Here is a 10,165-nt window from a genome sequence, read left to right as displayed (position 1 = left end):
ACGCTCGGCGTCAACGTCGTGGGCTGCGCGGCTATGGGCGTGCTGATGGTCCTGGTCACGGAGGGACGCCGGGCGCATCCGCTGGTCCGCCCGTTCCTCGGCACCGGCGTACTCGGCGGGTTCACGACGTTCTCGACGTACGCCGTGGACGTGGAGCGCCTGACGGACCTTGACGAGGCGCGTGCCGCGTTCTGCTACCTGGCGCTGACCCTGCTTGCGGCGCTAGCCGCGATCTGGCTGGCGACGACGGCGACCCGGCGCGTACGGGCAGGCATCGCGGGCGCGGTCGGCGGCGCGACGGGCGGCGCGGGGCGGGGGCGGCGATGAACTGGCTGTACGTACTGTGCGGCGCAGCCGTCGGCGCCCCGCTGCGCTACCTCACCGACCGGGCCGTGCAGGCGCGGCACGACTCGGCGTTCCCGTGGGGCACGTTCACGGCGAACGTCACCGGCTGCCTGATCCTCGGCGCGCTCACCGGCGCGGTCGTCGCGGGCGCGGCGTCCTCACCGCTGTACCTGCTGCTCGGTACGGGACTGTGCGGGGCGCTCACCACGTACTCGACGTTCTCGTACGAGACCCTCCGGCTCGCGGAGTCCGGGGCGCGCCTCTTCGCCGCGCTGAACGCGGTCGCGAGCGTCACGGCCGGGCTCGGGGCGGCGTACGCGGGGGTGGCGGCGGCCGAGGTGCTGTGGTCGTAGCGGAGCGGAGTCGGTTATAGCCGCCGCGGGTGCCGTGCGGGGCCTCGTAGGGTTGAGGGGAGGCATGGGCGCCCAGGGGTGGGGAGGACTCGACGTGGTGGAGTGGCGGTTCGTCGCCGGCGGAGCCAGGGCGGTACCGGAGCCGATGGCCACACCTCTCACCTGGACCGCGGCGTACGCGGGCTCGTTCGGCCTTGTCCATGTGCTCGACCTGCTCGGCGCTCTCGACCGTACGGGCCTCGCGCTCGCGGCGTTGTCGCTGCTCGCGGCGGTGCTCGGGGTCCGTGGCCGGTTCGCGGCGGCGCCGGGTACGGCCGTGCTGTGCTGGGGGTTCCTCAACTTCTTCGGTACGCATCCGATCGGGGAGATCTCGTGGGCGGGCCACCGTGACCCCGAGTGGATGGCGTGCCTGCTGGCCGCGGCGCTGATCGGCACGGTGGCGGGCCGCGTGGTCCACGCGCGGGCGGCGTACCGCCGCGTCACGCCGCCGTACGACGTCTGACCCTCGTGAACTGACCTGTCGCGACGGCGAGTTACCTTCAGGGCATCGCTAGGCTCAGGGGCATGGGTTCCGCAACAGCCACCATGCTCGCCGCCGTGGCGGGCGTACTGGGCACGCTCCTCGCGCCGTTGGTCTCCACCTGGGCGACGCGGCGTCAACGGGCGGCGGAAATCCGCTCCGAGGACCACCGGCGTTCGTACGAGGAGCGGCGCGCGGCGTACACAGGGATGAACCGGGCCTCGCACCACTTCCACACTCTGCTGAAGGACGCGCTCCACCGGCTGCGGGACGGGGTGTACACGGACGAAGACCGTACGCAGGTCGAGGAGGCGCGGCGCGAGTACCGGCACCGTTATGCGGAGGCGCAGATGATCGTGCCCGAGCGGGTGCTGGAGTCCTCCCGCGAGCTGAACAAGGTCCTGGCGGCGGCCGACGCCACGGCGAAGCGCATCGACCGGGGCATCGCCCGAGAGGGAGAGTCCGCCGAACAGGCCCTGGGCGCACTGAAGTCGGCGGAACCCAGACTGCAGGCGCTGCACCGCCTCATGCGCGAGGACCTGGGCGTCACGGACTGACTCCCTGGACCTGGGTGTCACGGCACGGACTGACTCCGGGGCGGGCCTGGTCCGTAGGCTGGCTGGATGGACCGGCTGCTGCACCACGACCGCACGCTCGACGAGTTGGAGGGTGCCTGGCCGGACCCGCCCGACAACACCACAGCGCTGGTCAAGACGGTGCACGCACTGCGGCGCAAGAAGCTCGGCACGCTCACGGTCGAGGACCTGCAGAGACTCGTCAGCCAGAGCGTGAGCCTGCCGTTCCTGCTTCCGCTGGCGATGGAGGTACTGCGTGACAACCCGCTGGCCGAAGGCCGTTACTACGCAGGCGACCTGCTGAGCGCGGTCCTCGGCTGCCCGCCGTCGGCCTGGGCCCTGTTTCCCGATCTCGCCGAGGAGTTGGAAGGAATCGCAAGCCAACTCCACGACATGGAACGTTACTTGGCCGCCGACATCGACCGCTTCCTGGCGACCCGAGCCACCTGACTCCCCACCCTCGCCCTCGACTTGCCCACCGCTACGGTGATCCACATGGCAAGTCAGATCATCACCCTGATCGGTGTCCTCATGGGCGCCATCACGTCGTTCTTCGCGACCAGTTGGGCCGAGCGGGCCAGGTTTCGGCAGACCATGGCGACGCGTTGGGACGAGCGGAAGCTCGACACGTACGTCGAGTACATCTCCTGCGTGAAGGAAACGAGCCGCGCCGCGAAGCGGATGCTGGAGGCGCATTTCGAAGGGCGGGACGTCGGCGGGCCGTTGGCCGAGATGGAGGCGGCCGAGGCGCGGCGGTCCGTGCTCTTCGAGGGCCTGGTGCTGCTCGGGGACGAAGCGGTCTCCACGGCCGCCGTGACGGTGAACGAGCGCCTCTGGGATCTCCTGAAGTCGACGCGCGACCCCGACTCCATCCCAGCCCCCGTCCGCGACGCCATGGGCCCGGCGATCATCGACGCCCTCAACAACCTGCATCGCGCGGCCCGCGCCGACCTGGCGATAGGCGCACGCGTGGGAGCTACGGGCCAGCCGTAACGGCACCCGCATCCGTACGGGCATCCGCACCCGACCCCGCATCCGTACGAGCACGTGAACCCGAACCCGTACGAGCACCCGCACCCGAACCCGTCCGCGCCCCCAACAGCACATAAATCAGCACCGAGAGCCCCGCGCACACCCCCGCCCCCGACCACAGCACCGCCTGCCACGCGTCGGTGAGGTTCTCGGCGATGAACGTGCCGAAGTCCGGGCGCAGTTGGGCGGGGAGCTGGGAGAGCGGGCCGGTGAGGTCGCCCGCGTTGACGCTGTTGGCGAGCTCGGCGGGGCCGGCGCCGTAGGAGGGGAACCGTTCGAGGCCCGTACCGACGTTGTTCCGGACCAGGCCGACGAGGGCCGCGCTCGCCGCCGCGATGGCAAGCGCCTCGCTGCCGAGCCGCAGCGTGTTGAGGAACCCGGCGGCCGTGCCGGTCGACTCGGGGGCGACGACGTCGAGAACGGCACCGTCGACCAGGCCGAAGTTGAGGCCGAGCCCCACGCCCAGGGTGATCAGCGGCGCGGCCAGCTCGCCGGGTGAAACTCCCGGCGCGAGCGTGCCCGCGAGCCAGGCCACACCCGCCGTGAGGCAGAGCAGGCTGAGGCCGAACACATGCCGAGGGGTCAGGCCGCGGCGCAGCAGCCAGGTCGCCAGGAGCGGGGTCACCAGGATCGGCAGCGTCATGAGCAGCATGACGGTGCCCGCCCGGCGACTGGAGTAACTGTTCGCCACCAGCAGGTAGTTGGGCAGCAGCGGCAGCAGAATGACGTACGAGCAGGTGGCCACGACCGGGATCAGGCAGAGCGCCATGAACCGGCCGTTACGCAGCAGCCGCAGGTCGAGCATGGGGTGCCGCACCCGTAGCTCCACCACCGCGAACACCGCGAGCAGCACCGCGGACCCGGCGAGCAGCCCGAGCACACCGGCACTGCCCCAGCCCCACTGCGGGCCCTCGACGGTGCCGAGCATCAGCAGGAACAGCCCACCGGAGAAGATCGCGGTACCGGCCCAGTCCACCCCGACCCGATCCGCGCCTGCCGTCGACGCACTCCGAGCCACCCCGACGTGAGGTGCACGCGGCAGCAACGGCACCGCACAGCAGACAAGCAGCATCAACACCGCGTGCAGGCCGAAGAAGGCGCGCCAGCCGAGCAGGTCGGTGACCACGCCCGCGGCCATCGCGCCGAGCGCGAGACCGGCGCCGGTCATGATGCCGAGCGCCCCGAACGCCCGGCTGCGCGCCCGCCCTTGGAAGGTCTCGCCGATCAGCGAACTGCCGCTGGTCAGCAGGGCCGCGGCACCGAGGCCCGCGAGGGCGCGCGCGAGGTCGAGGGCCACGATGTCGTCCACCGTCGCGCTCACCGCCGACGCCGCCGTGAAAAGCACCGCTCCGGCCCCGAACACCCGCCGCCTGCCCCACAGATCGGCCAGCGAGCCGCACGCCAGGAGGAAGCTGGCGAAGGTCAGGTTGTACCCGTGCACCACCCACTGCAGGGCCGCGAGCGACGCACCGGTGTCACGGCCGACGGCGGGCAGCGCGACGCCGGACCCGGTGACCGAGGTCGGCAGGATGAGCAGCGCGAGCAGTACGGCGACGAGTACGGGAACGTTCCCGCGCCGCCGCCCCACCGTGCCCCGAGGCGCCGAGGACAAGGCCAACCCCGACCTCGACTTCGACTTCGACTCCCCGCTCATACGGCCGCAACCGAACCCGGAGCCGGAGTCGCAACCGGAACCGGAACAGACCCGACAAGCCCGCCATCGACGACGAGATCCTGACCGGTGATGTACGCCGCGTCGTCGGACGCGAGGAACGCGACCGCCGCCGCGACCTCCTCCGGGTGGCCGAGCGAACCGAGCGCCACCTCGGCCGAGTTGCGGGCCTCGGCGCCCGGGTCCGGGTTGGCCTCGCGCCACATCGCCGTATCGATGTAGCCGGGGCTGACGGAGTTGACGCGGATGCCGCGCGGGGCGAGGTCGGAGCCCATGGTGCGGGCGAGGTTGTGGACGGCCGCCTTGCTCGCGGAGTAGACCGAGGCCACGGAGAGGCCGCGGTACAGGGTCCAGGAGGCGTTGAGGACGACCGCTCCGCCGCGCGGCATCAGCGGGAGCGCCTTCTGCACGGTGAAGAAGACGCCCTTGAAGTTGACGTCCACGGTGCGGTCGAAGTCGTCCTCGGTGAGCTCCGCGGTCGGCTTGAAGACCCCGACGCCCGCGTTGGCGAAGACCACGTCGAGAGTGCCGCGCCAGGTCTCGATCCGGCGCATCAGGACGTCGAGTTCGGCGGTCGAGGAGGCGTCCGCCCGTACGGCGAGGACCCGGTCGTCGACCGCGTCGAGCCGGGCGACGGCCGCGTCCAGGCGCTCCTGGTCGCGGCCGGTGATGACGACGTACGCGCCCTCGTCGAGGAGCCGTCGCGCGGTGGCGAGACCCATGCCGCTGGTGCCGCCGGTGATCAGGGCCGTCTTGTTCGTGAATCTCTGCATGCGGACGATCCTGGGCGGACTCGCGCGGACCCGGCAGTGCTGGTCGATCCTGGGTCTGCCACCACCACCTTCGCCTACGAAGCAGCAGGCACCGTCGCCTCGTGAAGCAGCCCCGCCACCCGCTCCTCCGTCGGCGTCCCCTCCACCGGCGTGTACAACAGCAGCCGCGCGCCCGGCAGATCGGCCAGCGGCAGCATCGTGTAGTCGAACGCCAGCTCACCCGCGTCGGGGTGCACGAGGGACTTCACCCCTTCCGTGTCGCTGCCCACCGGATGTTCCGCCCACACGGTGGCGAAGGCCGGGCTCGCGGCGCACATGTCCTCCACGAGCCGGCCGAACTCGGGGTCGTCCGGGTAGCGCGCCGCGTCCGCCCGGAACAGGCCGACGATCCCCCGGGCCGCGTCCTCCCAGCCGCACAGCGAGGCCCGGAAGTGCGCGCTGGTGAAGAAACTGACCAGGCAGCTGTGGTCCAACTCGCCGTATCCGAACACCAGTTGAGCGGCACGGTTGACGGCGAGCAGCCTCCAGTGCCGGTCGATGGCGTACGCGGGGCGCGGCAGCCAGCCGTCGATGACCCGCCGGACACCGTTCGGCACGGCCCGGTCGGCGGGGGCGGCGGGCGGCGGGTTGAGCCCGGCGAGGAGGTACAGGTGCTCGCGTTCGGCGGGGTCGAGGCGCAGCACCCGGCCGACGGCGTCGAGGACTTCGGCCGACACGTTGATGTCCCGCCCCTGCTCCAGCCACGTGTACCAGGAGACCCCCACCCCGGCGAGTACGGCCACTTCTTCCCGCCGAAGTCCCGGCGTGCGCCGCCCGCTTCCGGCCGCCATGCCCACGTCCGCGGGCGTCACGCGCGCCCGGCGCGAGCGGAGGAAGGCCCGTATCTCCGCACTGCGTCGTTCCCGGGCGTCGGCGGACAGCTTTGAGAGCTCCATCCGGCCATGCTAAGCGGCGCCTGACCGCCCGTATTGAGAGGCTTCGTCCCGACCGGCGAGGCGACGGACCTGCGCCGCAGCGAAGGAACCCGAAGGAAGCCGCAGCGAAGGAACCCGAAGCAACCCGAAGGAACCCGTATGAAAGCCGAGGAGACATCGAGGTGTGGCGGAAGGCGGCACGGTTCCGCCCGGACCGGGGCAGCGCCATGACCTGGGTGCTGACCCTCGCGCACCACCGCGCCGTCGACCGGGTGCGCGCCGCTCGGGCGGGCGTCGAACGCGAGCACCGGGCGGCCCTTCTCGACCGGATGCCCGCGTACGACGAGGTGACCGAGCAGGTCGAGGCCCGCCTGGAACAGCAGCGGGTACGGCGCTGTCTCGGCGCCCTCACCCAACTGCAGCGGGAGGCGGTGACCTTGGCGTACTACCGGGGCCTGACCTACCGCGAGGTCGCCCAGTTGCTGACCCTGCCGCTCGGCACGGTCAAGACCCGGCTGCGCGACGGGCTGATCCGGCTGCGCGACTGCCTGGGGGTGAGCGTATGAGCACCGCCGACCTGCACATTCCGACGGGCGCGTACGCGCTGGACGGGCCGGTCGACGGCGCCACGGGCATGGGCGTCACCGTCGAACCCATGGGCGGCTCACCCCGGCCGACGACGGCCCCACTCGGTCTGCTGACGTTCCCCACGTAAGGCGCCCCGCGCGCCCCTGCGGGACCGTAGGAACGAAGCACCGCACCAAACCACCACCCCTCCCAGCTACGAATGAAGAGTGTGAGCACCCGAGAAAACCGCCCGAACCGCCCGAACCGAGCCGCGCGAGCAGCAAGCGTCGCCCGTGCAGCGCTCTGCGGGCTGGTCAGCGGCTACGTGGCCCTGGCGGTGGCCGAGCTGATCGCGGTGGCCGTCCGCCCCGAGGCGGGCCCGCTCACGGCGGTCGGCGGCGCGGTCGTGGACCGTACGCCCGCGCCGGTGAAGGAGTGGGCGATCCGCCAGTTCGGCACCGACGACAAGCTGGTGCTGCGGCTCGGCATCCTCGCCGTACTCGCGCTGTTCGCCGCGCTCGTGGGCGTCCTCGCGCAGCGCCGCCGCCGCGCCGCCTCGCTGGCCGTACTCGCGTTCGGCCTGGTCGGAGCGCTGGCGGCGACCGAGCGCCCGGACTCGGATTCGGCACTCGACGCCGTCCCCTCGCTGTGCGGGGCGCTGGTGGGGGCCGGTGCGCTGTACGTCCTGAGCGGGCTGCTGGCGTACGAGGCGGGACGCCCCGGTGATCCGGCGCCCCGCGGTCCTGGCCGCCGGGGCTTTCTGCTCGCCGCCGGCGCGGTCACGGCGGCCGCTACGGGCCTCGGCTTCCTGAGCCGCCGTCTGAACGACACGACCGCGGCCGACGCGGCGGCCTCCCGCGCGGCGGTCCGCCTGCCCGCACCGGCCTCGCCCGCCCCCGCGCTCCCGCGCGGCGTGGACCTGAAGGTCCCGGACCTGAGCCCGTTCACCACCCGGAACGAGCGCTTCTACCGGGTCGACACCGCCCTGACCGTGCCCCGTCTAGACGCCGCCCGCTGGCGCCTCCGCGTGCACGGCGAGGGCGTGACGACCCCCCTCGACCTGGACTTCCAGAACCTTCTGGGCCGCGCCCTGATCGAACGGGACATCACCCTGACCTGCGTCTCCAACGAGGTCGGCGGCCCGTACGTCAGCTCCGCCCGCTGGCTCGGCGTACCCCTTCGGGAACTCCTCGAAGAGGCCGGGGTGCGGCCGCCCTCGCGCGGTGGACCTGCCGACCAGCTGGTGGCCCGCTCGGTCGACGGCATGACCATCGGCACCCCGGTGGAGGCCGTCATGGACGGCCGCGACGCGATGCTCGCCGTCGGCATGAACGGCACGCCCCTGCCCTTCGCGCACGGCTTCCCGGTACGGATGCTCGTGCCGGGGCTCTACGGCTACGTATCGGCCTGCAAGTGGATCCGGGACATCGAGCTGACCACGTTCGACGCGTACGACGCCTACTGGGTGCGGCGTGGCTGGGCCGCCGAGGCACCGATCAGGACCCAGTCCCGGATCGACACCCCCAGGCCCTTCGCCCGCCCGAAGGCCGGCCGGGTCACGGTCGCCGGGGTCGCCTGGGCGCAGCACCGGGGTATCGAACGCGTCGAGGTACGGGTCGACGACGGCGCCTGGCAGGACGCCGACCTCGCAGCCGAGGGCCCCCTCGACACCTGGCGGCAGTGGAGCTGGCAGTGGCCCGCCACGTCCGGCGGCCACACCCTCCAGGTTCGCGCCACGGACCACACCGGCCACACCCAGACCGCCCACCGAACCGGCCCGGCCCCGGCGGGCGCGGACGGCCGGCACACGGTTGTGGTCAACGTGGCCTAGAACGCGACGAGTCCACCTGTACGGGAACCCGTTGAAAATGCCGGGACGGTGAGTCACCGTCCCGGCACTACAGCGCGGTCATCTTGCTGTACGGGCTCAGGATCCGCTGCTGCGTCGAGCCGAAATCGACGAGTGCCGCGATTCCGTCCTCGATGCCGATGACCCGGCCGAGGCCGTACATGTCGTGCGTGACCTGATCGCCCACGGCGAAGTGCTTGGGAGCCGGTGTGCCGGGGGCCTTGAAGGGACTGGTGGGCAGACGACGCTTCGGTGCTGCAGGCTTAGTCATTAACCCCAGTATGCGCCCGCCACCGCCCACCTCCGGCCGGTCGCCCAGATCGTTATGCACGGGCTCCGGTCGCAAGGACGCAGCTGTACGTCTCCGGCGCGCAGAACCCGACCTCCGGGTACCGGGCGGACGGCCGGTCCAGGAGCGGTTGCGGCCGGTGGCGTAGGTGCTGGTCGAGGAACGCGCGGGCGTACCTGCGGGTGATCTCCGAGGTACGGGCCGCAGGCAGGTCGGCGCCCAGGTCGATGCCCAACTGCTCGGCGAGCAGCCCGATATCGGTGAACGAGGCGTGCTCGGCCCCGGCCACCACGAGCCAGCGCTTCCACCCGTTCAGGTGGCGCCAGTCGCGCTCCCACGTGGCGGCCGCGTCGCCGCTTCCCGGGGTGTACTGCTCGGCCCTGCCGAGGAACAGGAACGGCCGGTCGAGGCCGCTGTCCGGGACCGGTACGTCGGTCGAACCGTCGATGTCGATGCCCGCGCGTATCCGCGGGTCGGCCGTCATGGCCGGGAGGGCGCTCGCGCCGCCGACGGAGTGGCCCGCCATCGCGATGCGGGACGGATCGACGAGCCGGGCGCCGTCCCACGGCGCGTCCGGGCCGGTCAGTTCGTCCAGTACGAAGGAGACGTCGGCGGCCCGGCCCTTGCCGAGCCGGGTCCAGAACGCCTCGTCGTGCGGGATCTCGCAGGCCGCGCAGGTGGCGACCCGCCCGTCCGGGAAGGTGGTGGCCACGCTCTCGTAGGTGTGGTCGACCGCGGCGACCAGGTAGCCGTGGCCGGCCAGCTCCTCGGCGAGCGAGGTCAGCGAGGCGCGCGGTTTGCTGAAGCCGGGGGAGAGCACGACCAGGGGCAGCCCGCGCGCGGGCCCGACGGGCCGGGCGTCGACGACGGAGTTGGTCCGCGTCGTGCTCAGCACATCCCACGGCACCCCGGTGATCCCCCCGTCCTTGAGCAGCAACTCCGACTCCGTCGGGGTCATGTACTGCGCCCGCCGCCCGTGCGGCGAGGAGGTCGGGTACCAGAGGGACACCATGAGCTCGCGCGCGTCCGCCCCGGCGACCCAGGGATCGGGGCGCGACTCGTCGGTGAGATGCAACGCCGTGGTCCCGACGGCACGCGGCCCGGTGGGCCGGGGCAGATACGGCGCCTCCGCCACCTCTGCCTTATTTGCCACCTCTGCCTTGTCCGCCGCGCCCGCCCCGCCCGCCACGGCAGGAGGCCCACCGGCCCCGACCGCGAACGTGAACACGGCGACGGCGACGGTCAGGCCACGGCGCGACAACGCGTGGTTCATGGG

At 72.2% G+C, this 10,165-nt stretch carries 12 protein-coding genes and 2 pseudogenes; 9 read left to right on the top strand and 5 right to left on the bottom strand.

Annotated features, from left to right (window positions below):
• From GUY60_RS27365 to GUY60_RS27340, 6 genes are all read left to right on the top strand, one after another.
• The coding region (locus GUY60_RS27365; RefSeq protein ID WP_161702488.1) for a fluoride efflux transporter FluC at positions 1-327 on the top strand (327 nt) is incomplete at its 5' end.
• A complete protein-coding gene (gene crcB, locus GUY60_RS27360; RefSeq protein WP_161702486.1) occupies positions 324-698 on the top strand; it encodes a fluoride efflux transporter CrcB in 375 nt (124 codons plus the stop codon). The genes GUY60_RS27365 and crcB, both read left to right, overlap by 4 nt.
• 94 nt (positions 699-792) lie before the next feature.
• On the top strand, positions 793-1,200 hold the full coding sequence (locus tag GUY60_RS27355; RefSeq protein ID WP_161702492.1) for a hypothetical protein: 408 nt from the start codon (positions 793-795) through the stop codon (positions 1,198-1,200).
• A 62-nt stretch (positions 1,201-1,262) separates the two neighbouring features.
• Positions 1,263-1,775 (top strand): hypothetical protein, encoded by a 513-nt coding sequence (locus GUY60_RS27350; protein ID WP_161702484.1) that lies wholly within the window; start codon positions 1,263-1,265, stop codon positions 1,773-1,775.
• A 66-nt stretch (positions 1,776-1,841) separates the two neighbouring features.
• The gene (locus tag GUY60_RS27345; RefSeq protein WP_161702482.1) at positions 1,842-2,243 is read left to right on the top strand and encodes a contact-dependent growth inhibition system immunity protein; all 402 of its coding nucleotides are present in this window, start codon (positions 1,842-1,844) and stop codon (positions 2,241-2,243) included.
• A gap of 45 nt (positions 2,244-2,288) precedes the next feature.
• Positions 2,289-2,786 (top strand): hypothetical protein, encoded by a 498-nt coding sequence (locus tag GUY60_RS27340; RefSeq protein WP_161702480.1) that lies wholly within the window; start codon positions 2,289-2,291, stop codon positions 2,784-2,786.
• On the opposite strand, the gene GUY60_RS27335 is transcribed toward GUY60_RS27340, so the two are convergent.
• The 3 genes from GUY60_RS27335 to GUY60_RS27325 form a co-directional block, all read right to left on the bottom strand.
• The gene (locus GUY60_RS27335; RefSeq protein WP_161702478.1) at positions 2,770-4,437 is read right to left on the bottom strand and encodes an MFS transporter; all 1,668 of its coding nucleotides are present in this window, start codon (positions 4,435-4,437) and stop codon (positions 2,770-2,772) included. The two genes, GUY60_RS27340 and GUY60_RS27335, sit on opposite strands and share 17 nt — an antisense overlap.
• Positions 4,438-4,475: 38 nt before the next feature.
• Positions 4,476-5,270 carry an SDR family NAD(P)-dependent oxidoreductase gene (locus GUY60_RS27330; RefSeq protein WP_161702476.1) on the bottom strand — a complete coding sequence of 265 codons (795 nt, stop codon included), beginning with the start codon at positions 5,268-5,270 and terminating at the stop codon, positions 4,476-4,478.
• A 74-nt stretch (positions 5,271-5,344) separates the two neighbouring features.
• Complete coding sequence (locus GUY60_RS27325; RefSeq protein WP_161702474.1) at positions 5,345-6,205, bottom strand: helix-turn-helix transcriptional regulator; 861 nt, start codon at positions 6,203-6,205, stop codon at positions 5,345-5,347.
• A 155-nt stretch (positions 6,206-6,360) separates the two neighbouring features.
• Here GUY60_RS27325 and GUY60_RS27320 point away from each other — a divergent pair.
• The 3 genes and pseudogenes from GUY60_RS27320 to GUY60_RS27310 form a co-directional block, all read left to right on the top strand.
• Positions 6,361-6,750 (top strand): annotated as a pseudogene (locus GUY60_RS27320) (sigma-70 family RNA polymerase sigma factor); the annotation flags it as partial.
• A gap of 38 nt (positions 6,751-6,788) precedes the next feature.
• Positions 6,789-6,899 (top strand): annotated as a pseudogene (locus GUY60_RS27315) (anti-sigma factor); the annotation flags it as partial.
• A gap of 72 nt (positions 6,900-6,971) precedes the next feature.
• Positions 6,972-8,582, top strand: coding sequence for a molybdopterin-dependent oxidoreductase (locus tag GUY60_RS27310; RefSeq protein WP_161702470.1), 1,611 nt, complete (start codon positions 6,972-6,974; stop codon positions 8,580-8,582).
• A 67-nt stretch (positions 8,583-8,649) separates the two neighbouring features.
• Here the strand turns inward: GUY60_RS27310 and GUY60_RS27305 are convergent, their stop codons facing one another.
• Together GUY60_RS27305 and GUY60_RS27300 are read right to left on the bottom strand one after the other, a co-directional pair.
• Positions 8,650-8,871 (bottom strand): hypothetical protein, encoded by a 222-nt coding sequence (locus GUY60_RS27305; protein ID WP_161702468.1) that lies wholly within the window; start codon positions 8,869-8,871, stop codon positions 8,650-8,652.
• A gap of 52 nt (positions 8,872-8,923) precedes the next feature.
• The coding region (locus GUY60_RS27300; RefSeq protein WP_376771326.1) for an alpha/beta hydrolase family protein at positions 8,924-10,165 on the bottom strand (1,242 nt) is incomplete at its 5' end.

The organism is Streptomyces boluensis, from assembly GCF_009908195.1.
Taxonomy (GTDB): domain Bacteria; phylum Actinomycetota; class Actinomycetes; order Streptomycetales; family Streptomycetaceae; genus Streptomyces; species Streptomyces boluensis.
This window is presented reverse-complemented; position numbering and strand designations above follow the sequence as displayed.